This window comes from Streptomyces sp. 17_S59 (assembly GCF_056930295.1).
In genome coordinates this window covers 744,443-766,843 of sequence record NZ_JBXOWD010000001.1, presented here as the reverse complement: position 1 = coordinate 766,843, position 22,401 = coordinate 744,443, and the positions used below count along the sequence as shown (strand labels likewise).

The 22,401-nt window shown below is 70.0% G+C and carries 19 protein-coding genes, 2 pseudogenes and 2 CRISPR repeat arrays; of the genes and pseudogenes, 17 read left to right on the top strand and 4 right to left on the bottom strand.

Features of this window, described 5'->3' with window-relative positions:
• Positions 1-44: 44 nt before the first annotated feature.
• A complete protein-coding gene (locus tag AC1Z4A_RS03110; protein ID WP_483676277.1) occupies positions 45-560 on the bottom strand; it encodes a pyridoxamine 5'-phosphate oxidase family protein in 516 nt (171 codons plus the stop codon).
• A 142-nt stretch (positions 561-702) separates the two neighbouring features.
• Here AC1Z4A_RS03110 and AC1Z4A_RS03105 point away from each other — a divergent pair, with 142 nt between their 5' ends.
• Positions 703-1,341 (top strand): cysteine hydrolase family protein, encoded by a 639-nt coding sequence (locus tag AC1Z4A_RS03105; protein WP_483676276.1) that lies wholly within the window; start codon positions 703-705, stop codon positions 1,339-1,341.
• 15 nt (positions 1,342-1,356) lie between these two features.
• On the opposite strand, the gene AC1Z4A_RS03100 is transcribed toward AC1Z4A_RS03105, so the two are convergent.
• Complete coding sequence (locus AC1Z4A_RS03100) at positions 1,357-1,845, bottom strand: Rieske (2Fe-2S) protein (RefSeq protein WP_483676275.1); 489 nt, start codon at positions 1,843-1,845, stop codon at positions 1,357-1,359.
• Between the two features lie 630 nt (positions 1,846-2,475).
• Positions 2,476-3,113: a CRISPR direct-repeat array (repeat unit 28 nt; unit sequence GAACTACCCCCGCAGGTGCGGGGACGAC).
• Between the two features lie 137 nt (positions 3,114-3,250).
• Between AC1Z4A_RS03100 and cas3 the strand changes: the two genes are divergently transcribed.
• The 12 genes and pseudogenes from cas3 (at position 3,251) to AC1Z4A_RS03040 (ending at position 16,778) form a co-directional block, all read left to right on the top strand.
• Positions 3,251-6,163: a CRISPR-associated helicase Cas3' gene (gene cas3, locus AC1Z4A_RS03095; protein WP_483676274.1), complete on the top strand. Its 2,913-nt coding sequence runs from the start codon at positions 3,251-3,253 to the stop codon at positions 6,161-6,163.
• Between the two features lie 320 nt (positions 6,164-6,483).
• A complete protein-coding gene (gene casA / locus AC1Z4A_RS03090) occupies positions 6,484-8,166 on the top strand; it encodes a type I-E CRISPR-associated protein Cse1/CasA (protein ID WP_483676273.1) in 1,683 nt (560 codons plus the stop codon).
• Positions 8,163-9,302, top strand: coding sequence for a type I-E CRISPR-associated protein Cse2/CasB (gene casB / locus AC1Z4A_RS03085; protein ID WP_483676272.1), 1,140 nt, complete (start codon positions 8,163-8,165; stop codon positions 9,300-9,302). Before casA ends, casB begins: the two co-directional genes overlap by 4 nt.
• Before the next feature lie 104 nt (positions 9,303-9,406).
• On the top strand, positions 9,407-10,567 hold the full coding sequence (cas7e, locus tag AC1Z4A_RS03080; protein ID WP_483676271.1) for a type I-E CRISPR-associated protein Cas7/Cse4/CasC: 1,161 nt from the start codon (positions 9,407-9,409) through the stop codon (positions 10,565-10,567).
• Complete coding sequence (gene cas5e / locus AC1Z4A_RS03075) at positions 10,567-11,358, top strand: type I-E CRISPR-associated protein Cas5/CasD (RefSeq protein ID WP_483676270.1); 792 nt, start codon at positions 10,567-10,569, stop codon at positions 11,356-11,358. Before cas7e ends, cas5e begins: the two co-directional genes overlap by 1 nt.
• Before the next feature lie 5 nt (positions 11,359-11,363).
• Positions 11,364-12,161, top strand: a complete 798-nt coding sequence (gene cas6e / locus AC1Z4A_RS03070; RefSeq protein WP_483683487.1) for a type I-E CRISPR-associated protein Cas6/Cse3/CasE — start codon at positions 11,364-11,366, stop codon at positions 12,159-12,161.
• Entirely contained in the window at positions 12,154-13,140 is a 987-nt protein-coding gene (cas1e, locus tag AC1Z4A_RS03065; RefSeq protein WP_483676269.1) for a type I-E CRISPR-associated endonuclease Cas1e, read from the top strand. The genes cas6e and cas1e overlap by 8 nt, the downstream gene beginning before the upstream one ends.
• Positions 13,137-13,484, top strand: coding sequence for a type I-E CRISPR-associated endoribonuclease Cas2e (gene cas2e, locus AC1Z4A_RS03060; protein WP_483676268.1), 348 nt, complete (start codon positions 13,137-13,139; stop codon positions 13,482-13,484). Before cas1e ends, cas2e begins: the two co-directional genes overlap by 4 nt.
• A gap of 21 nt (positions 13,485-13,505) precedes the next feature.
• Positions 13,506-13,899: direct repeats of the CRISPR family, unit length 28 nt; unit sequence GTCGTCCCCGCACCTGCGGGGGTAGTCC.
• 13 nt (positions 13,900-13,912) lie between these two features.
• Positions 13,913-14,209: pseudogene (locus AC1Z4A_RS03055) on the top strand (DUF3037 domain-containing protein); the annotation flags it as partial.
• Positions 14,210-14,365: 156 nt separating this feature from the next.
• A complete protein-coding gene (gene fabG / locus AC1Z4A_RS03050) occupies positions 14,366-15,127 on the top strand; it encodes a 3-oxoacyl-ACP reductase FabG (protein ID WP_483676267.1) in 762 nt (253 codons plus the stop codon).
• A 40-nt stretch (positions 15,128-15,167) separates the two neighbouring features.
• The gene (locus tag AC1Z4A_RS03045; RefSeq protein ID WP_483676266.1) at positions 15,168-15,929 is read left to right on the top strand and encodes an SDR family oxidoreductase; all 762 of its coding nucleotides are present in this window, start codon (positions 15,168-15,170) and stop codon (positions 15,927-15,929) included.
• Positions 15,930-16,091: 162 nt separating this feature from the next.
• On the top strand, positions 16,092-16,778 hold the full coding sequence (locus AC1Z4A_RS03040) for a uracil-DNA glycosylase (RefSeq protein WP_483676265.1): 687 nt from the start codon (positions 16,092-16,094) through the stop codon (positions 16,776-16,778).
• 42 nt (positions 16,779-16,820) lie between these two features.
• On the opposite strand, the gene AC1Z4A_RS03035 is transcribed toward AC1Z4A_RS03040, so the two are convergent.
• Positions 16,821-17,501: a hypothetical protein gene (locus AC1Z4A_RS03035; RefSeq protein WP_483676264.1), complete on the bottom strand. Its 681-nt coding sequence runs from the start codon at positions 17,499-17,501 to the stop codon at positions 16,821-16,823.
• Between the two features lie 164 nt (positions 17,502-17,665).
• On the bottom strand, positions 17,666-18,274 hold the full coding sequence (locus AC1Z4A_RS03030) for a TetR/AcrR family transcriptional regulator (RefSeq protein ID WP_483676263.1): 609 nt from the start codon (positions 18,272-18,274) through the stop codon (positions 17,666-17,668).
• Positions 18,275-18,421: 147 nt separating this feature from the next.
• Between AC1Z4A_RS03030 and AC1Z4A_RS03025 the strand changes: the two genes are divergently transcribed.
• The 4 genes and pseudogenes from AC1Z4A_RS03025 to AC1Z4A_RS03010 form a co-directional block, all read left to right on the top strand.
• Positions 18,422-19,606 carry an FAD-dependent monooxygenase gene (locus AC1Z4A_RS03025; protein WP_483676262.1) on the top strand — a complete coding sequence of 395 codons (1,185 nt, stop codon included), beginning with the start codon at positions 18,422-18,424 and terminating at the stop codon, positions 19,604-19,606.
• Positions 19,607-19,641: 35 nt separating this feature from the next.
• Positions 19,642-20,547 carry a Gfo/Idh/MocA family protein gene (locus AC1Z4A_RS03020; protein WP_483676261.1) on the top strand — a complete coding sequence of 302 codons (906 nt, stop codon included), beginning with the start codon at positions 19,642-19,644 and terminating at the stop codon, positions 20,545-20,547.
• 156 nt (positions 20,548-20,703) lie between these two features.
• Complete coding sequence (locus tag AC1Z4A_RS03015) at positions 20,704-21,792, top strand: polyprenyl synthetase family protein (protein ID WP_483676260.1); 1,089 nt, start codon at positions 20,704-20,706, stop codon at positions 21,790-21,792.
• 141 nt (positions 21,793-21,933) lie between these two features.
• Positions 21,934-22,368 (top strand): annotated as a pseudogene (locus AC1Z4A_RS03010) (transposase); the annotation flags it as partial.
• Positions 22,369-22,401 lie beyond the last annotated feature (33 nt).

The window sequence follows — 22,401 nt, the reverse complement described above, 5'->3', positions numbered from 1 at the left end:
GCCGCTGAGGGGTGCCGCCCCGCGCTGCGGCGGGGCGGTGCGGGTCACCCCGCTCGCACTCCCTTCCGGAAGTCCCAGGAGACGACCGCCTCCGGAGCCAGCCGCAGCCAGGCGTGCCGGCCGTCGTGCGGAAACGGCCCCGGGATCGGCCCCGGGACCGATCCGGGAATCGATCCCGCCCCGAAGTACTTCGCCGCGAAGAGCCGTTCCGCGGCGGTCAGCTCCGCGCAGGGCCGTCCGACCCGGGGTGCCTCGCCCACGAAGTCGGCCGTGCCCGACAGCTCCGCGCCGCGCAGCTCCCCGTACTCCCGCCCGTCGTCGACCAGCACCGCGAGCCGGGGGTCGCGCCGCAGGTCGGCCCAGCGCCTGCTGCGGGTGAGGGAGTACAGCCACAGGGCCCGGCCGTCCCACACGAACCACAGCGCGCTGACGTGCGGGCGGCCGTCCCGCCCGGCCGTGGCCACCCGGCAGGTGCGCTGCTCGGTGAGGAAGGCGTCCAGCTCGTCCGGCGTCATCATCACGCGGCGGCCGCGCCGCTGAATGCTGTCCGCTCCGTCCATCCCGCCGCCCCCTGCCGCCCCCAGGTTCTGACCAAGTGTCGGAAATGATGGGCCCTCTTCCCCGGCCCGCGCAATGCCAGCTACCCTCGCGCCCCGGCCCTGCACGGGGCGCACCGTTCGCACGGCCCGACGGGGGAGCAGCATGGCGCCGCAGGATCAGCTCGCCGAAGGTCTCGACCCGGCGACCACCGTGTTGCTGACCGTCGAGTGCCAGCGCGGCGTCGTCGGCCCGGACGGCGCCATGCCCGAGCTGGCCGCGGTGGCCCGCGCCTCCGGCGCCCTGGTCAACGTCGCGCGCCTGGTCGCCGGGGCGCACACGGTCGGCGTCCAGGTGCTCCACGCCATCGCCGAGCGCCGCCCCGACGGCCGCGGTACGGGCCGCAACGCCCCGCTCCTCCGCCTCGTCGAACGGCTGCCCGTGCAGCAGCTGACCGGAACGCTGGCCGTCCGGGTCGCCGACCCCATCCCGGTCGGCGACGGCGACCTCGTCGTACGGCGGCTGCACGGGCTCTCGCCGCTGTCGGGCACGGGGGTGGACGCCCTGCTGCGCAACATCGGCTGCCGCACCCTGGTCGTCACCGGAGTGTCGGCCAACGTCGCCATCCCGAACACGGTCTTCGACGCCGTCAACCTCGGCTACACCGCCGTCGTGCCCTCGGACGCCATTGCCGGCGTGCCCTCCGACTACACCGCGGCCATGGTCCGCCACACCCTCTCGCTGGTGGCCACCGTCACCACCACCGAGTCCGTCCTGTACGGCTGGCGGCACCGGCGGCGCTGAGCCGCCCCGGGCCGCTCAGCCCAGGGTGAGGGAGTCGCCGTGCACCGAGATCCGCTGTGACGGCAGTGGCCGCTGTGCCGGTCCATTGCGCACGCTGCCGTCGGTGACGGAGAACTTGCTGCCGTGGCAGGGGCAGTTGATGGTCCCGTTCGACACGTCGTTCACCACACACCCCTGGTGGGTGCAGACCGCCGAGAACGCCTTGAACTCTCCCTTCACGGGCTGGGTCACCACCACCTTCCGGTCCGCGAGGACTTTCCCGCCGCCCACCGGGATGTCCGAGGTCTTGGCCACGGCCCCGCCGCCCGGCTTCCCCGGCGTGTCGTCCGGCGTCTTCCCCGGCGTCTGCTGTGCGGCGCCCGGCGTCTGCTCCGTGGCGCCGCTCTTCTGCTTGTCGTCCGAACTTCCGCACGCGGCGAGCAGGGTCGCCAGCCCGGCGGCCCCGGCCGCCGCGACGACGGTACGGCGGGTTGCCACGACCGGGGCGGATGACGAATGCGACATGATCGCTCCTTCGGTTCTCGAGCCGGGTCGGCTGGATCGTGGAGGCATACGGTTCGCGGGCCCCGTCTGTTCAACGGCCGAAAGACCGCCGAGTAACTTGGGGCGATGCTCCCCGAAGCGCGCGTCGGCCTCCGCCGGGCGGCCACGCGTGATCGCCAGGTAGCCAAACAGGAGCGTCGCGTCGGCCGACACCGTCGCGGCGACCTGGTGTGCCAGCTGCCAACCGCGGTCCTTGATGGTCATTGCGGCGCGGCGGTTTGGCTCCGCTTGTGGGGTGAGCCGATCCAGATGAGGACGTCCGCGCGGATCAGGGGACGGGGAGTAATAGCAGTATCAGGCCAGGGCGGTGGTGGCGGTCAGGGCCCGGCCGCGCAGACCTCGTCCACCGTGGAAGTGCATCGGCGATGCCTCTATCCGCTCGGCGACATCCGGTGCCCTGTTGACCGGATCGCACGGAGGCTTCTGTCGGCCCAGTGGGTGTCGTGCGGGGACAACTCATCTATCGCCGGGGGAACAACCCCAGCGGATGCGGGGACGACTCGGTCATCCGCGTTGAGGTAGGCGCTGTGAGAACTACCCCGCGGGTGCGGGGACGACGTTCGCGAGGACGTCGAAGTAGGCGTACATGGCGAACTACCCTTGCGGGTCCGGGGGCGACTGCCTGAGCCTGCTGGTCTACGAGCTGCACGGAGAACTACCCCAGCGGGTGCGGGGACGACGAGCGCCAACGCACCTGCATCTCCCTCCACTACGAACTACCCCCGCAGGTGCGGGGACGACACGCAGGGGCGTGACATAGCGGGTCGCCGTGACGAACTACCCCCGCAGGTGCGGGGACGACCGATGGGCGCACGAGCCCGCGATCGTCGTGGACGAACTACCCCCGCAGGTGCGGGGACGACGGGCACCCTGCGCGGCATGCGGGCGCTGGACGGGAACTACCCCCGCAGGTGCGGGGACGACGCCTTGCCTCGGTCCGGGGTGTCATCGGGCCGAGAACTACCCCCGCAGGTGCGGGGACGACGCGGTAGCGGGCACGCCTGGCGGCGTGGCGGTGGAACTACCCCCGCAGGTGCGGGGACGACCGAGCCACCTCGTCCCCTCCAGCTTCCGGAGGCGAACTACCCCCGCAGGTGCGGGGACGACCCGTGGGGTGCCTCGGGGTCGCGTATGTCGCTCGAACTACCCCCGCAGGTGCGGGGACGACGGACTGTACGACTGCGCAGACGGCCAGCATGGGGAACTACCCCCGCAGGTGCGGGGACGACACTTCTTGACCTGTGCTGATGCTAGCAATGGGGCCGGTTCTCATTTAGCAGGGCCGGCGGTCGGGGCATGAGGTCCAGGGCCAATGTCAGTGGGCGGGTCTATGGTGCGGATCCACTGTACGGAGGGGGCTGCGCTGGTGGTGCACACGCGGTCGATTGTCGACCTGATGCGGGTGATGGGACTCTCGGAGGAGGTCGTTGCCAGGGTGTCGCGGTTGTGGGGGAAGTCCGCGGCGCGGAACGGGGGACGGACCCACCTGCTGCTCGGGCACTTGCTGGACACTGCCGCAGTGGCGGAGGTGATGTGGGACCGTTACCTGTCGGCTGCGTTACGGCATCGGTTGGAGGAGATCAGCGGCGGACGCGGGCGGCTGTGGTTCATGTGGATCTGCGGGATTCATGACTGCGGGAAGGCGTGCCCTGCCTTCCAGGCGCTGGACGACGCGGAGGCTGTCCCAGTCAGGGCAGCAGGGCTGTCGTGGGGGCGGTTGCCGGCGGACCGGCGGCAGCGGTGGCGGCATGACGTTGCGGGCGCGGCGTTGCTGCGGCCGAGACTGGTCGCGGAGTGGGGCAGCGCGGAGAGCGCCGCATGGGTGTGGCCGTTGGTGGCTGGCCATCACGGAACCTTTCCATCCCTTCAAGAGCTGAGTCCGAAGCATCGGGAAGTTCAGGGGCGTGGAGCTGGCTGGGAGGAGGCGCAGAGGGCGGTCGTGGACGTGTTCACCCGGGCCGTCGGTTTTGAGGACTTGGCTGACGCGCGGCCGGTGGGCGCTCTGAACAGAGCTGAGCAACTAGGCTTATCCGGGCTGATCGTCATGGCGGACTGGATCGCCAGTGACAGCGAGCAGTTCGAGGGGCTCGCGGATGCGCGGAAGATCTCTCTCGCCAGGGCCCGCCAGCGGGCCGAGGCGGCGTGGCAGCGGCTCGGTCTACGGGGCGGGTGGGGTGAACTCGCGGTTCCCAAGGGTCGATTTACTCCGCTGACGGGGCGGCTGAAGGTGACTCCGAGGGCATCGCAGCGAGAGCTGCTTGAGCGGGCGTGGTGGATGCCTGCGCCGGGGCTGATGGTGGCCGAGGCTCCGATGGGGGAGGGCAAGACGAAGGCTGCGCTGGCGGCGGCTGAGGTACTGGCGGCCCGGTTCGGGCTGGACGGTGTCTTCGTGGCCATGCCGACGCAGGCGACAAGCGACCCGATGTATGAGCAGGTGCTGGAGTGGGTGCGGTCGTTCGACCCGGAATTGGAAGCGCAGGTTGCACTGCTGCACGGCAAGCGCCGCTTCAACCCGACATGGCGGGAGATCTGGGAAGGCAAGCGGACGGGTCCGGTTGGAGAATCCGGCGGAGGCGATGAGTCGGCGGTCTTGGATCCGTTCGACGTCTACGGGGCGACCGAGGAGGACGCCGAGTACGGCATGGCCTCCTGGTCGTCAGGCAGCAGCAGTCCGCAGGAAGAGTGCGATGGCCCGGCCCGATGGTTTCTCGGCAACAAGCGGGGTCTCCTCACCGCGTTTGCCGTCGGCACCGTTGATCACCTCCTGTACGCGGCGACCCGCACGCGGCATGTGATGCTGCGCTTCGCCGGGCTGGTCGGCAAGATCGTGGTTGTGGACGAGGTGCATGCCGCGGACGTCTACATGCGGCAGTTTCTTCTTGAGGCGCTGCGCTGGCTCGGGCAGGCCAAGGTCCCGGTGATTCTGCTGTCGGCGACCCTTCCGCCGACGCAGCGGCAGGCATTCGTCGATGCGTATCTATCAGGCGCTCTGACCAGGGCGGATACGGTCTGTCCGGTGCCGGTGCCAGCCGGTTATCCGTGTGTCACCGTTGCCTATGCCTTCAATGGGTCTCCGGTAGCGGCGAGTTCGCGTGAAGTGGTGCTCTCCTGGCGGGCGTCGATGCCGATGCGGATCGACTGGTTGCCGGACATCTCCCAGGATGGGGCGCTGATCGCCTCGATGCTGAGGGAAGAGACAGCCGACGGCGGTGTGGTGCTGGTGGTGGTAAACGAGGTCGGCCGGGCCCAGGCTGTTCATCGTGCCCTGACGGAGGCCGGTTTTGAGGGACAGGTGCGGCTGCTGCACGGGCGGCTGTGTTCGGCCCACCGGGCGGAACGGACCGAGGAGTGCCTGCGGCTGCTGGGGCCAGGGGCCGGTGAGGAGCGGCCTGACCGGATGGTGGTGATCGCCACGCAGCTTGCCGAGCAGTCGTTCGATGTGGACGCGGATCTGCTGATCACAGACCTTGCCCCTGTCGACCTGCTCCTGCAACGCATCGGGCGGCTTCACCGGCACAGCGGGACCCGTAGACCGACTGCGTTCGCCGAACCACGAGTTCTGGTGACGGGTGTGACGGTCGGCGAGAGGGGGCGTCCGCGCTTCCTTCCCGCGTCGAAGGAGATCTATGGGGAGTGGGCGCTTCTCAGGGCGGCCGCCCTGGTCGCCGAAGCTGCTGCCCCGCTGGGTGGAGGAACGCCGCAGAAGGGCCGGTGGAGCATCCCCGCCGATGTGCCGGGCCTAGTTGCCAGAGCCTACGGAGAGGCCGAGCTCTGCCCACCGGAATGGGAAGAGGGTGCAGAGCGGGAGTTGTGGCGCGCGCAGGAGGAGAAGCGGGAGAAGGGGGCGGAGGGCTTCCTGCTGACGTGCGCCCGAGCATGGGGAGCACGGACCTTGGAGGGACTCCATTACGCGGGCTCTCGGGCGGCATCCGAAGAGGATCTCGACGTCGTCGTGCGGGATGGAAAGCGGTCGGTGGAGGCCGTGCTCGTCCGGTGCTCGGCCGATGGGTACCGGGCGCTCGACGGGACATGGATCGGCGTGCATGGCGAGGTGGATGACGAGACGGTGGTCGGCCGGCTTCTGGGCGGCACTGTGCGGCTTCCTGCCCGGCTGACGGAGGCTGCGGAGGCGGATCTTGTTCCGTTGCCGGGGTGGGGCGGTCATCCATGGCTCCGATATGCGCCGGCGCTTGTCCTGGACGAAGACGGGACGGCCGTACTGGGCAAGGACCGGGTCTCGTACGACGACGTCCTGGGGTTGATCGTCGAACGAGGTTGAACGGCGCGTGGAGCCGAGCCCGGATTCCCGGCACCCCGCGCTGCGGGGACGACCTGAAGCGTTAGGCGGGAACACCCCCGAACTCGGGGAGGGGCAGCTCCCCGCGCCGTCGGGCAGGGTACAGGGTCACAGCTCGCACAGGCTGAGGATCGATACAACTCGTTTAGATCACCCCGATTCAGTTGCAAGCGCTAGGCGTTGCGTGCAAGCCTTGCGGCGACCGGTTGACACGCCAATTTGCTTGATTAAAGGGCGAGTTGCCGTTTGTCGTCCTACACGTGTCCGGGGAGGCACGCACATGATTCATGTAGGGGGCCACCATGGACGCTGACGGAGATCTCGTCCACGGCGACTGGCTGACCACAGTCGACGCCGATGGCGTGGTCTGTACGACCGGCCTGTTAGGCGTGTTGAGCGGTGCGCACACGGTTCGGCGGCTGCAACTGCCGGTGCCGACGATGTTGCCTGCGTTGCTGCGGCAGATGCTCCTGCCGGTGATGCTTGATGCCATCGGCATGCCGCGCACGCGACAGGAGTGGGCGGAGCGGTTCAATCGCGGCCGATTCTCGGAAGCCGAAGTGGCCCAGCTGGCTGGCTATCTCGGGACCCGCTACGGCGACCGTTTCCGACTCTTCGACGACAAGCGTCCGTTCGCGCAGGTCGCCGACCTGGAAGCGCTCAACGGAGAGACGAAGTCGGCCGCGCAACTCGTGCCGTCGATCGCCTCTGGCAACAACGTGCCGCTGTTCAGCTCGCTCACCGAGGGCGACGAACTGCTGTTGACGCCCGGACAGGCGCTGCTATGGCTGCTCCACGCGCACTGCTGGGACACAGCTTCCATCAAGACCGGAGCCATCGGCGATACGCAGGCGAAGAACGGCAAGACTACCGGCAACCCAACGGGCCCGCTCGGCCAGCTCGGGGTAATCGTCCCGATAGGCCGGAGTCTATTCGAGACACTGATGCTGAACACGCCGGTCTGGCCCGACGGCCTGGACCCGGCGGACCGGCCCCAGTGGGCATGGGACGAGCGCCCGGACTCGCTCGGATGGAAGTCGCCCACCAGTCCCGAGTGGTCGCTGCGCCCAGCCGGTGGACTGCTGGACCTGCTCACCTTCCAGGCCCGCCGCATTCGCCTGATCCCGCGCGAGACGGAGCAGGGGCCACGTGTGCATCGCGTGATCGTCTCCGCCGGCGACCGCCTCGTCCAGACTCCGGAGTGGGAACCGCACACAGCCTGGTCCCACACGGCCAAGCCGAAGGCGGGGCAACCCCAGCGGCGACCCCGTCGGCATGTCTCCGGGCGTTCGACCTGGCAGGGGCTCAGCGCGCTGCTCGCGCTGGACCTGCCCGTCGGGGGCGACGGACCGTACACCTCCGTCCTCCTCCGGCAGGCCGGTGACTTGAGCGCCGACGACGCGTTGCCTGCCGACTACCCGCTCGGCCTGGAGATCTGCGGTCTCGAGTACGGCACCCAGTCCGCCATCGTCGAGAATGCCATCAGCGACAGCCTGCCGCTCCCGGTGGCCTCTCTGCTCGCCGAGGACGACTGGCTGCGCGCCGCGATCCTGGAATGCGCCAGCCAGGCGGACCAGGTCGGCCGCGCTCTGGACAACCTCAACAATGATCTGCGACGGGCTTCAGGCGGCGATCCGCTGCCGCGGGACAAGGGCCAGCGCCCCTCCTCCCGCTTCCTGCACCGCCTTGACGGAACGATGCGTCGCCTGCTTGTCGGGCTGCGCACCGTCGGTGAGGACGACGACCTGCTGGAGCGGGCCCAGTTCGCCTGGGAGATGTCTGTGCGCGCGACGGCGGTCCGAGAGGCCGAAGCGCTCCTTGCTGCCGCACCGCCGCGCGCAGTCGTGGGACGGGTCGAGAAGAACAACGGCAAGGAAGTCGTGTACCGGAGTGGCAAGGCCGCTGGCGTCTGCCGCAAGAAGCTCGCCGAGATCCTGCCCCGGCTCGCAGAGTACGGCTCGGACAGCGGGGAGGCGGCGGTATGAGCACCGCAATCAGCAGGACCCGGAGCGGCCTGCGCGCCTACTTCTGGGAAGAGGCCGCCGCCGACTGGCGCACTCGCGCCCAGGGAGGGCGCCCCGGCTTCTCTGAGCACATCACGCGGAAGCTGCGGGGCTTGCGCGACGGCATCAGCAGCGAGCCGGGCGCCTCTCCCGCCATGCGGGACGCCCACCGGGTGTTGCTGACCGACGCCGCCCGGGAATCGGATCGCCTGCCCGACCTCTACGTCGCCGAGCACGCTGCACTCACCCTCTTCGGCCGGCACCAGCAGGCAGCCCCCGCACCCGTCCACCGTCTGCGGGCGGGCCTGGGCACGGCATTCCGGGATCTGCGCCGCGCTGAAGCGTTATCGGAGAACGCCGTGGAGCAGCGGCTGATTGCGGCCGCCACTGCACAGGACTTGCATGAACTCGTTCAGCATCTGTACCGGCTGGTCCCGCTGCTGGGGCAGGCGGGCGTCGGCCTGGACTACACCCGGCTGATGTACGACCTCGCTGCCTGGGAGAGCCCGGGCCGAGACCGGGTCTTGCGTTGCTGGGGGCTGCAGTACACCGAACCGTGTGCTGCCGATGACGAAGCCGATGTCACCCCGTACTGGGCCCGCTTCACGCCGGGCCGGGTGGAGAACGGCGTACAGCTCTCGGCCCTGAGGTCCGGCACAGGCCGTGAGGCAGGCACTGTTCCCGCGATGTGGCCGTACTACCGGTCCCGCATGCCCTCCGAGCTGCGTGACAAGGGTGCCCACAAAGACCTGACCGCAGAGCACGCCGCACTGACCCTCTTCGGGAGGCACCAGCAGGGCAGCAGCCGGACTATGTACGTTCCCGGCAATAGCCCCGGCACCGCCGCGCGACTGTTGCTCGCGAAGAACGGCAGCGGGGAGGAAGCACTGGAACGCCGGTTCGGCGCCCTCCTCACTGCGATCGACACCGACGAGCTGGCGATGCACCTGCGAGGCTTCGTCACCATGCTCTCCCGCGCCGAGATCGGACTCGACTACGACCTGCTGCGCACCGCACTGCGGATTTGGGACGATCCCAAGTGGCCGAACGCCCAGGGCCGTTTTCGCGACCGCTGGGACCGCGACTTCCGCGTCGATCCCAAGTCCAAGAAGTCCTGATACCGGCGCCGGACGGCCGCTTCCCGCCCGGCGCCGCCTCACCTTCCCTTCTTTACCTCCGTGTCGCTGTTTGGCGATGTCTCATGCCACCGAGGAGCCCGCTCGTGACTCAGCCCACTCTGTTCGTCGAAGTCCACATCCTGCAGAGCCTGCCCCCGTCCAACGTCAACCGGGACGACTCCGGGACTCCGAAACAGGCGTTGTACGGTGGCGCCCGCCGTGCCCGGGTCTCCTCCCAGGCGTGGAAGCGGGCCACCCGCACCGAATTCGCCAAGGCTGTCGAGCCGGCCGACCGCGCGACCCGTACCAAGCGGATCGCCGCCCTGCTCGCCGAGCGGCTCACCAGGTCGGTCACCGAGGGCGGCACAGGACTCGAAACCGCCCAGGCCGACCGTCTGACCTCTGCCCTGCTGGAACCCCTTGGGATCTCCAAATCTTCCAAGAAGGAGGAGCAGTCCGCCTACCTCCTCTTCTTCGGCAAGCGCCAGCTCGACGAGATCGTCAAGCTGCTGAACGGCCGTGCCTCGGAACTGGTCGCCCTGCCCGACGCGGATCTCAAGGCCGAAGTCGGCAAGCTTCCGGTGGTCGCCACCCTCTCGACCGGCCACCCGGCGGAGGTCGCACTCTTCGGTCGCATGGTCGCTGACCTGCCCACCCTCAATGTGGACGCCGCCGTCCAGGTCGCACACGCCCTGTCGACCCATGCTGTGCGCACCGAGTTCGACTACTTCACTGCGGTGGACGACGAGAACACCGAGGACCATGGTGCGGGCATGATCGGCACCGTCGAGTTCAACTCGTCCACCCTCTACCGCTACGCGGTTCTCGGCGTGCACCAGCTGCGCGACAACCTCAGCTCCGCTGAAGACACGCGCGACACGGCCGTCCGGTTCGTGGACGCCTTCGCCCGTTCCATGCCCACCGGCCACCAGAACTCCTTCGCCCACCGCACCCTGCCCCACCTGGTGCTCCTCACCCTCCGCACCGATCAGCCGGTGAACCTGGTCTCCGCGTACGAGGAGCCGGTCGTGGGTGTTACCGGCCTGGCAACCGAGTCAGTCCTTCGCCTGGCGGGCGAGCTGAAGTCCGTCGCCGCCACCTGGGGCGCTGAACCGGTCCGCACCCTGGCCGCCTACAACGTCGAGGCCGGCAAGCTCACGGAGGTGTTCGGCCCGTCGGTCGACTTCCCGAAGCTGCTCGATTCGCTCGGTGAGCTGGTCGGGCAGTGGCTGGCCGACGGCCGGCTCACGGAGGCCGGGGCGTGATGACCGACTACGCCGTCCTCGTCCTCAGGCTGGCCGCACCTCTGCAGTCCTGGGGTGGTCCCTCTCGCTACAACCGGCGCGAGACCCAGCCTCAGCCCACCAAGTCCGGCGTCCTCGGCCTGCTCGCGGCCGCCGAGGGCCGCTCCCGCGAAGCCTCGATCAGCGACCTCCTCGACCTTCGGCTCGGCGTGCGCGTCGACCAGCCAGGCTCGCTGCTGCGTGACTACCACACATTCAGCGACCACCGGGGCGTGCCGTTGCCCTCCGCCAAAGTGAACGCCAAGGGTGTGCAGGCGAAGACCAGCCCGGCCAAGTACACCGGCGTCACCCAGCGCTTCTACCTCCAGGACGCCGTCTTCATCGCCGCGCTGCGCGGTCCGGTACCCCTCCTGGAGCGCCTGGAGCACGCGGTTCGTCACCCCGTCTACCCGCTTTCCCTCGGTCGCCGCTCCTGCCCGCCCACCGGACAGGTCAGTCTCGGGCTGCGGACTGACGCCGAACTCTCGGATGTGCTGGCGGCCGTACCCTGGCAAGCGTCCACCCACCGCCTCAGCCAAGTCCGAGCAACGGAAGTGACACTGGAGGTCACAGTCGAGGACCCCACCGGCGACCAGCTCGCCGTCGACGTCCCCGACACCTACGACCTCAAGACCGGCACCCTCTTCGGCCGCCGGGCCGTCCGACACCTATGGGTCACCGTCCCCACCGGTCGGCAAGCAGCGGAACCCGCCGACGGAGAAGCCCCTCCGGCCAACCCCGACCACGATCCGTTCGCTCTCCTGGGCTGGTGACCTTGATGCCCTACCTCTCGAAAATCGCCCTGAACCCGCGCCGCCGCAAAGCCGTCTCCCTGCTGTCCAGCCCCCACCGCCTGCACGCGGCAGTTCTCGCCGGTCTCGCCGTGCAGCCTGTAACCGAGCGCGTCCTGTGGCGCATGGAGAACAGCACCCCCCAGCGCGCCGAGATCCTCGTTCTCACCCACAGTCGCCCATCCTGGCAGCACCTCGTCGACGAAGCCGGCTGGCCCGGCGCCGACGGCGGCGAACCCCTCATTGCCGACTACACGCCGCTCCTCGAACGCATCGCGATCGGAGTGGAGTTCGGCTTCCGCCTGACTGCCAACCCCGTTCAAACCGTGCCGCGCCCCACCAAGCCGAGCGAGCAGCAGATCGCCCGCCTCAAGGCCCACGGAGAACGGCCCCACACTGCCGACCACAGCCCGCGTGGCTTCCGTGTGGCCCACCGAACCGCAGCACAGCAACTCCGCTGGCTCCTCGCCCGAGCCGAACGACACGGCTTCACCATCCCTCAGGCCTCATCCGACGCGTCGGCCCCGGGACTCACGGCGGACAGCTCACTCAGCCCGGGACCTGCTGTATCTGTCGTCAGCCGCGACATCCTGCGCTTCCACAAGCACCGTAACGGCCCGCGGGTCACTCTCTCCACAGCCACCTTCGAAGGACGACTGAAGGTCACCAGCCCCGACGCGCTGCGCGCGGCACTGCTGGACGGCATTGGGCCGGCCAAGGGATACGGGCAGGGACTGCTCACCCTGGCCCCCGTAAGAACGCAAGCGACGGTGGCCAGTGCCTGAGCCCTGGTGGCGGGCCGGTCCGCAGGAATTGCACCGGCTGGAGGACCGCGTCTCCAGCCTGTACATCGAGCGCTGCCACATCGACCGCGACGACAATGCCGTCGTCCTGATCAACAAAGCACGAGTGGTGCACGTCCCGGCGGCCTGGCTTGCTGTCCTCCTCATCGGCCCCGGAAGCCGTATCACTCACGGAGCCGTCACGCTGCTCGCCGACTCTGGCACAGCCCTGTGCTGGGTCGGCGAGCACGGCGTCCGCCTCTATGCCTCAGGTCATGGTGTCGCACGTGGCTCCCAGCTCCAGCTGCGGCAAGCATGGCTGGTCACCCGTCCCAAGGAACGCGTCGCGGTCGCCCGCCGTATGTACGACATGCGTTTCCCTGGTGAAGACACCTCAGGCCTCAGCCTCCAGCAGCTACGAGGACGGGAGGGCACACGCGTCCGTCGGCTCTACACTCAGCACTCCCAACGCACCGGAGTGCCCTGGGCCAAGCGGGACTACAAGCCTGGAGACGCCTTCGCAGCAGGTGATGACGTCAACCGACTGCTCTCTGCGGCGAACGCCGCCCTCTACGGCATTTGCCACGCCGTCATCACCGGCATCGGTGCCAGCCCGGCCCTCGGCTTCGTTCACACGGGATCCGCACTGTCCTTCGTCCTGGACGTTGCCGATCTCTACAAGGCCGAGTTCACCATCCCACTAGCCTTCGACCTTGCAGCCAAGGGACTTACCTCGGAGCGCGATGCGCGCACAGCTCTTCGCGACGCCGTGGTCCAGGGCAAGCTGCTGCCTCGCATTGTCACGGATGTCAAGGACCTACTGATCCCGGAAGGCACTACCCTGCTCGAGGAAGACCTGGGAGGACTGTGGAACGACGGAGACAGCGTCGTCAGCAGCGGCCGCAACTGGGGCTCGGGCTCCTTCGGCCCTGACAGCCACCTGGACATCATCCCGGACCCGGCTGGGAACACGGTCTCATGAGTGCCGCAACAACGGTCGTGGTCCTCACCGCTGCCCCTCCCGGGCTCCGGGGTCACCTGACCCGCGGGTTCATCGAAGTGGCCCCAGGCGTTTTCGTCGGCAGCCCCAATGCGCGTATCCGCGACTTGCTTTGGAAAGTCTTGGCCGACCGCATCGGCGACGGCCAGGCAGTCATGATCGATCCCGCCCAGACCGAACAGGGCTGGACCGTCCGAACGGCCGGCCAGGACCGTTGGACTCCCACCGATTTCGACGGACTTACTCTCATGTCCAGGCCGAGGGGGAGTGTGGGGCAGCCGTGGAAGACTGCGAATCAAGTAAAGGGAAATGGCGTGATCACCTGACAACAGTCCAGGTCGGCGAGGGTCGTCCCCGCACCTGCGGGGGTAGTCCGACCCCGTGCCCTCGAACGTGCACCAGACCCAAGTCGTCCCCGCACCTGCGGGGGTAGTCCGTCGACCTGCGCCAGTTCAGCGATCAGCGACTCGTCGTCCCCGCACCTGCGGGGGTAGTCCCAGCGGCCCCTCACCGGCAGCTGGTGCCCCGTCGTCGTCCCCGCACCTGCGGGGGTAGTCCGTGGAAGCACAAGCCGCTCAACGATGAGGACTGGTCGTCCCCGCACCTGCGGGGGTAGTCCATTCAAGGCCGACCGCTCCGCCCTGAACCTCGTGTCGTCCCCGCACCTGCGGGGGTAGTCCGGCTTGGCAGGCGGAGTCCAGGCTGTGGCCCCGGTCGTCCCCGCACCCGCGGGGGTAGTCCTGCCGGAGTCGTCGTCTACTGCCAGGCGCGGTCCTTCGTCGGCGCCCGGATCCACCTGGACGAGGGCCGGCTGCTGGCCCTCGACCCCACGGCGGACGTGGCGGGCGTGCGCGCCGCGCTGCACGCGGTGGAGGGGGTCTGCGCCGGCGGCGAGCAAGCGGGCCAGGCGGCCTGCGACGCCCCCGGGCGGCGGTTCCGGTGGCTGATCGCCCCCCGCAGCACCGTGGTCCAGCCCGGACCGGTGCACACCGGCCTGACCGCGGATCCGGAGGGCGAGCCGGAGCGCCTTCTCGATCTGCTGGTGAGGTGAGGCACGGCGGCGGAACATGGCCGGGGCCGTGCGTCGCGGGGCGTTGACAGCGAGTGGCGGTGCTTCTAGCGTCGTGATCGACCGAAGCTACTAAGCGGTTGCTCACCTGCTGCTCAGGGCGGCGGAGGAGCCGCCTTCGAGGTGAGGAGAACCCGCATGTCCACCACCGAGCAGCGCGTAGCCGTCGTCACGGGCGCGGCCCGCGGCATCGGCGCCGCGACCGCCGTCCGGCTGGCCGCCGAGGGCCATGCGGTCGCCGTGCTCGACCTCGACGCGACCGCCTGCAAGGACACCGTGGACAAGATCGCCGCGGCGGGCGGCAAGGCCCTCGCCATCGGCTGCGACGTCTCCGACTCCGCGCAGGTGGAGGCCGCCGTCGCCCGCATCGCCGCCGAACTCGGCGCGCCGGTCGTCCTGGTCAACAACGCCGGAGTGCTCCGCGACAACCTGCTCTTCAAGATGAGCGAGAGCGACTGGGACACCGTCATGAACGTGCACCTGCGCGGCGCGTTCCTGATGTCGCGCGCCTGCCAGAAGCACATGGTGGACGCGGGCTACGGCCGGATCGTCAACCTCTCCAGCAGCTCGGCGCTCGGCAACCGGGGCCAGGCCAACTACGCGGCCGCCAAGGCCGGCCTCCAGGGCTTCACCAAGACGCTCGCCAAGGAGCTGGGCAAGTTCGGCATCACGGCCAACTCCGTCGCCCCCGGCTTCATCGCCACCGACATGACCGCCGCCACGGCCGCCCGGGTCGGCATGAATTTCGAGGACTTCCAGGCCGCCGCGGCGTCCCAGATCCCAGTGCAGCGCGTCGGCCGGCCCGAGGACATCGCCAACGCCATCGCCTTCTTCACGGGCGAGCAGGCGGGCTTCGTCTCCGGCCAGGTGCTGTACGTGGCCGGCGGACCGCTGGACTGACCGAACCGACCGACCCAGGAACAGCGAGGAGTACGGACGCATGACCGCGCAGGGAATCGAGCCGACCGGAAGAGTGGCGCTCGTCACCGGTGCCAGCCGGGGCATCGGATACGGCATCGCCGAGGCCCTCGTGGCCCGCGGTGACCGGGTTGTCATCACCGGCCGCAACGAGGACGCCCTCAAGGAGGCCGTCGAGAGGCTCGGCGCCGAGCGGGTGATCGGCGTGCCGGGCAAGGCCCACGACGAGACCCATCAGGCCATGGCCGTCGAGCGGGCCATGGAGGCCTTCGGCCGCGTCGACTACCTCGTCAACAACGCCGGTACGAACCCCGTCTTCGGGCCCATGGCCGAACTCGACCTGGCCGTCGCCCGCAAGGTCTTCGAGACCAACGTCGTCTCGGCGCTCGGCTTCGCCCAGCAGACCTGGAAGGCCTGGCAGAAGGAGAACGGCGGCGCGATCGTCAACATCGCCTCCGTCGCCGGCATCGCCGCGTCCCCCTTCGTCGGTGCGTACGGCATGAGCAAGGCCGCCATGGTCAACCTCACGCTCCAGCTCGCCCACGAGTTCGCCCCCGGCGTACGGGTCAACGCGATCGCCCCGGCCGTGGTGAAGACCAAGTTCGCCGCGGCCCTCTACGAAGGCCGGGAGAACGAGGTCGTCGCCTCCTACCCGCTGGGCCGGCTGGGCGTCCCGGAGGACATCGGGGGCGCGGCCGCCTTCCTGCTGTCCGACGCGGCCGCGTGGGTCACCGGACAGACGCTCGTCATGGACGGCGGACTGTTCCTCAACGCCGGGGTCTGAAACATCCAGGTCTGAAACATCCGGGTCTGAAACATTTGGCCCCGGTGCGACCGCCGGGGCAGCGTGCCCCGGCGGGCTCCGGCCCGGCTCCGCGTCGGGCGTTGTCAGTGGTCGCCGGTAAGTTCTCCGTCGAGAACGGAACGAACCCCGGAGGTTGTCGACGTGACCGTCACCGACGTGCTGCCCGAGTCCTGGCGCGAGGTCCTCGGCGAGGAGCTGGAGAAGCCCTACTTCAAGGAGCTGACCGACTTCGTCGAGGAGGAGCGGACCAAGGCGCCGGTGTACCCGCCGCGCGGCGAGGTCTTCGCCGCCCTGGAGGCGACCCCGTACGAGCGCGTCAAGGTGCTCATCCTCGGTCAGGATCCGTACCACGGCGCGGGCCAGGGCCACGGCCTGTGCTTCTCGGTGCGCCCGGGCGTCAGGACGCCGCCCTCCCTGCGGAACATCTACAAGGAGATGCGGGAGGAGCTGGGCTACGACGTCCCGGACAACGGCTTCCTCATGCCCTGGGCCGAGCAGGGCGTCCTGCTGCTCAACGCCGTCCTGACGGTCCGGGGCGGGGAGCCCAACTCCCACAAGGGCAAGGGCTGGGAGAAGTTCACCGACGCCGTCATCCGCGCGGTGGCGTCCCGGCCCGACCCGGCCGTCTTCGTGCTCTGGGGCAACTACGCGCAGAAGAAGCTCCCGCTGATCGACGAGCAGCACCACGTCGTCGTCAAGGGCGCCCACCCCTCGCCGCTGTCGGCGAAGAAGTTCTTCGGCAGCCGTCCGTTCACCCAGATCAACGAGGCGGTCGCCACCCAGGGCCACGAGCCCATCGACTGGCGCATCCCTGACCTCGGCGCCTGAGCGCCCGGCCTTTCCGCGGCCTCGCCTCCGGGGCGTGACGGGTCAGTTGCCGTACACCTGGTGGCAGATCCGCGACGCATCGCCGCCCTGCTGCCACTTGCCGTAGGTGTCGCCCATGGCGCAGACGCCCCTGCCCGGCCGGCTGTGCGGCGCAGGGGCGGGCGCCGGTGCCGGTGCCGCCCGGTGCGACTCGGGCTCGGGCTGTGGCTCCGAGCGCCGGGACTCCGGCGGGGGAGGCGCCTCGTGCCGGGGGGCGGGCGCGGCCGGTGCCTCCCGGTCTGCGCTGGGGGCGGATGCCGGGGGAGCAGCGGGCCGGGGGGAGTCCGCCGGGCGGTCGCCGGGGCGCGACGGCTCCCTGGATTCGGGGAAGTCGCGGTCCGGAACGGCGCGTGGATCCGCGGGGTCGAGGGCTCCGCGCGCCGGATCCCGGGCTGCATCCCGGGCCGGATCCCATGAGGGGTCGTCCACCGGCCCGCGCGCCGGATCCCCGGTCAGGGCCGGGGCGGGGCCCGACGACGGGTCCGCGGACCGGCCGGCCTGCCCCGGGCCGCCCCCGACCTCGGTCAGGGACTCGCGAGCGGGATTCTGCCGGGCCTGCGGCCCTGCCGCGCCGGGCACGCGGGGCGGCCCCGATCGGTCGGCGGGCGGGGAGACGGAGACACAGCCGACCGCGGCGGACATCGCCACGACCACCAGGGCCGCCGTTGCGGGGAATCGATGCATCCGTCCAACGCTGGCGGCTGGTCAGGGGAGTTGGGAACTCCCCGCAGGAGTGATACAGGATCATGCCCGTCGGCATGCGCGTCCAGTCCGGCGACTGCGCCGCCAACTCCCCTGCGCGCCCAGCCCGGCCAGGTGCGCTGCAGCGCGAAGCCCTCCTGCTGCCCCTATTGCGGGAGCATCCCGCGCAGCAGCTCCATGAAGCCCGTATGCAGCTGCGCACGGTCCGGTACCTCGGAGTGGTACTGCCCGGCGGCGCACGAGAACATCAGCCCCTCGCACCATGCGAGCACCGACAGTGCGTGCCGCTCCGGATCGGGTGATCCCCCGGCGGTCATGAGCGCGATCAGCGGCTCGCGAAAGGCCCGGCCCTCCTCGTCGTAGATCTTCCGCAGCTCCGGCCGGCGGGTCGCTTCCAGCGCCAACTCGTAGCGGGCGAGTAGCAGTTCCCGGTGGTCGGTGAGGGTGCGGTGCAGCGCCAGTGCCAGCGCGTCGGCCAGTCTGGGGAGCCCGTCCGCGGGGTCCGGCATCTCGTCCGGGCTCAGTGTCTGCGCCTCGCGCGCCGCGTGCCGCCGCACCGCCAGCTCCAGGAGCGCCGCGCGCGTACGGGCGTGGTTCGAGGTGGAGCCCGGGGGAAGCCCCGCGGCTTCGTCCACCGCGCGGTGGGTGAGCCCGCGCATGCCGCGCTCGGCGAGCAGGGTGAGGGCGGTGTCGGCGATCAGCTCCGGGCGGGAGGTGGCTTCCGAGGCCGGGGCGGCGGGGCGTTGCTCCTTCATGGGTTCAACCTAGCCGGTCCACTACGGACGTAGTAATCTTCACTACATCTGTAGTCCACTACGGCTGTAGTGGCGCACTGGGTCAAGCGCTGTGCAATGCGCTGCGCACGTCGCCCGCGACGCCGCGCGCAGCGCCGAGGAGGAGCAATGGAACGACGACCTCATGCCGTGATCGCCGGAGCCGGGATCGGCGGACTCACCGCGGGGGTGGCCCTGCACCGCCGCGGCTGGCGCGTCACCGTCCTCGAGCGCGCGGCCTCCCTGGAGCCGGTCGGCGCGGGCATCTCCCTCGCCCCCAACGCCCAGCGCGCGCTCGACGTGATCGGCCTGGGCGACGAGGTCCGCTCGCTCGCCGCCTGGCAAGGCGAGGCGGGCCTGCGGCTGCCGAACGGGCGCTGGCTCTCCCGCACCAGCGGCCGGGCTGCGGCGCTGCGCTTCGGCGGCTCCTTCGTCCTCCTGCACCGGGCCGCGCTGGCCGGTCTGCTCTCCGCACACCTGCCCGAGGGAGCCGTCCGTACCGGCACCGCCGCGGCCCTGGCGGATCCCGGGGCCGTGGACCGCGCCGCCAAGCTCACCACCCCCGACGGCGACATCGAGGCGGACCTCGTCGTCGCGGCCGACGGCATCAACTCGGCCGCGCGCCGTGCCCTCTTCCCCACCCACCCCGGCCCCGCGTACAGCGGTTTCACCACCTGGCGGGTCGTCGTCCCCGCCCCCGAACGGCCCTTCGCGCCGCACGAGACCTGGGGCCGCGGTCGGCTGTGGGGCACCCAGCTCCTCGACGACGGGCGGGTCTACGCCTATGGGATGGCCGCCGCCCCGGAAGGGGCCCGCGCCCACGACGAGAAGGCGGAACTCCTGCGCCTGTTCGGGTCGTGGCACCACCCCGTCCCCGCGGTCCTCGACGCGGTCGCCCCCGAGGACGTCCTGCGCCACGACGTCCGCCACACGGGCCGGCCGCTGCCCGCCTACCACCGCGGACGCACCGTCCTCATCGGCGACGCCGCCCACGCCATGACCCCCAACCTCGGCCAGGGCGGCAACATGGCCATCGAGGACGCGGTCGTCCTCGCCCACCACCTGGACCCCGGACTGCACCCGGACCCCGCGCCCGCACTGGCCGCCTACACCCGCGACCGGCTGCCCCGCACGACCGACATTGTGCGCCGCTCGGCCAGGACCACCCGCATGGCCTTGCTCACCGGTGCCTCTGCCATTGCCCTGCGTAACACCGCGATTGCCGGCGTCAGCCGTCTCGCCCCCGGCCTCCTGCCGCGCAGCTACGACGGCATCGCCGACTGGCGTCCGCCCGTACGCACGTATGCTGCGTAGACGAAACGGGTGAAACGCGGACCACAGGAGGCCCAGTGAAGGTCGGCTGCATCGGACTCGGTGACATCGCGCTGAAGGCCTATCTTCCGGTACTCGCCGCCCTGCCCGGCGTGGAACTGCACCTGCAGACCCGTACGGCCGCCACCCTGCAGCGCGTCGCCGACACCCACCGCGTGCCCGAGGCGCATCGCCACCAGGACCTGGACTCCCTCCTCGCGGCCGGCATCGACGCCGCGTTCGTGCACGCGCCGACGGCCGTCCACCCGGAGATCGTCACCTGTCTCCTCGAAGAGGGCGTACCGGTCTACGTCGACAAGCCGCTCGCCTACGAACTCGCCGAGAGCGAGCGGCTCGTCCGGCTGGCGAGGGAGCGTCAGGTCTCCCTGGTAGTCGGCTTCAACCGCCGCTACGCCCCGGCGTACGCCCAGTGCGCGGACCACCCGCGCGACCTGATCCTGATGCAGAAGAACCGCGTCGGCCTCCCCGAGGACCCGCGCTCGCTGGTCCTGGACGACTTCATCCACGTCGTCGACACCCTGCGCTTCCTCGCGCCGGGCGACATCGACCACGTGGACGTCCGGGCTAGGGTCCGCGACGGACTCGCCCACCACGTCGTGCTCCAGCTGTCGGGCGACGGCTTCACGGCGATCGGGACCATGAACCGGATGAGCGGCTCCACGGAGGAGATCCTGGAGGTCTCGGGCCAGGAGACCAAGCGGCAGGTGCTCAACCTCGCGGAGGTCGTGGACCACAAGGGCCAGCCCACCGTCCGCCGCCGCGGCGACTGGGTCCCCGTCGCGCGCCAGCGGGGCATCGAGCAGATCGTGCTGGCCTTCCTGGACGCGGTGCGGGCGGGGCGGGTGCTGGATGCGGAGGATGCGCTGCGGACGCACGAGCTGTGTGAGCGGGTCGTCAACTGCGTTGAGGAACAGGCGTCCTGAATCGAGATTGAACGGGATGGGCACACATCCATCCCGATTTCACGGGACATCGACTCATGGCCGTTGCATGGTGGTTTATCCAACTCTGTTGGCGCACATATGGGTAGAGGTGTGCATCGTCCTCGGCGGTCACCGCCCCTCCGAGAAGAGGCATTCATGACGTCGGCCCGGGTGAGCCGTGCCGATGCCGTCGATCCGGCCGGGATCAGGCTGGCAGTCGACGCCGTCCTCCAGGATTTCCTGGAGGAGAAGACGCATGGATCACAAGATCCTCTCCTGGCTCCGCTGACCGACCAGCTGCGGGCCTTCGTCGCCGCCGGTGGCAAACGGCTGCGGCCGCTGCTGTGCTGCAGCGGCTGGTACGGGGCGGGCGGCGACCCGGGCGCGTTCATGCAAGTGATCAGGGTCGCGGCGGCCCTGGAACTCTTCCATGCGTTCGCCCTGATTCACGACGACATCATGGACGGATCGGACACCCGGCGCAGCCGGCCCACCGCCCATCGGGCCTTCACCATGTGGTGCCGGGCGCAGCGGGGAGCGCAGTCGGCTGAGCAACTCGGAGTCCACTTGGCGATCCTGCTGGGCGACCTGGCCCTGGTCTGGTCGGACGAACTGCTGCACACCAGTGGCCTCACCCACGAACAGAACAGCAACATCCTTCCCCTGCTGGACAGGATGCGCGTCGAGGCCATGCTCGGTCAGTACCTGGATCTGAGCAGTACCGGCCGCATCACGGACGACGTCGAGCGGGCTTTGACGATCGCCCATTACAAGACCGCCAAGTACAGCGTCGAGCGGCCGCTGCAGATCGGAATGGCCCTCGCCTGCGCGAACCCGCGGCTCCAGCAGGCGTGCACCGCCTACGCGCAGCCGCTCGGGGAAGCCTTCCAGCTGCGGGACGACGTACTGGGCGTCTTCGGGGATCCCGCGCACACCGGCAAGTCGGCCATGGAGGACCTGCGCAGCGGAAAGCACACCGTGCTGGCCGCCCTGGCCCTGCGCAGGGCCGATCCCGGACAACGGAAGCGACTGCTGTCCCTGATCGGCGATCACGCCCTCGACCAGGAGGGCGCAGCGGAGGCGAGGGGGCTGTTGGTGGCCACCGGTGCACTGGAGACCGTGGAAGCGATGATCGCCGATCGCCGCCGCCAGGCAGTTGCGGCCCTGGACGCGGCCGGACTCCGGCCGGCCGGGACCAGGGCTCTGCGGGATCTGGCGGAAGCCGTCACCGTGAGGAGTTTCTGATCGCAGGACGCAGCCCGTCCAGCCGGAACCCTCAGGAGGGTGCTGCCGGGTTGCGTCCACGGAAGTGGTGTACGGGTTTCCGCCCGTTCCGGGATGTGATCCGGTATCGGAGTGAGGGCTCACATAGGCAGACGGTCACCGATGTCTGCCGAGGCCGACGTGCTCTGCGGAGCCGAATACGGGCAGGTTGGCGATGAGCGTGTCAACCATCGCAACAGCTATCGCCCGCGCGAGGAGGGCACCCGGGCCGGCACGGCCGAGCTGGCCGTTCCCAAGCTCTGCAAGGGGAGCTACTTCCCTGCCCGGCTCCTCGAGCGGCGCCGCCGGGCCCAGCAAGCCCTGACCAGTGTGGTCGCCACCGCCTACCTGCTGGGGGCAGCACGCGCCGGGTGGAGAAGCTCGCCGAGTCCCTCGGCCTCGGAGGATGGAGCCGGGTGGCTGGCCTTCCTGCGGTCCCTCGTTGCCCGCGGCCTGACAGGCGTCCAGCTCGTCATCTCCGACGCCCACGCGGGCCTGGTCGAGGCCGTGGGGGCCGCACTTCCAGGTGCCTCGTGGCAGAGGTGCAGAACGTATTTTCCCTGGAGGACGCGTCGAGGCAGGTGGTGTCCT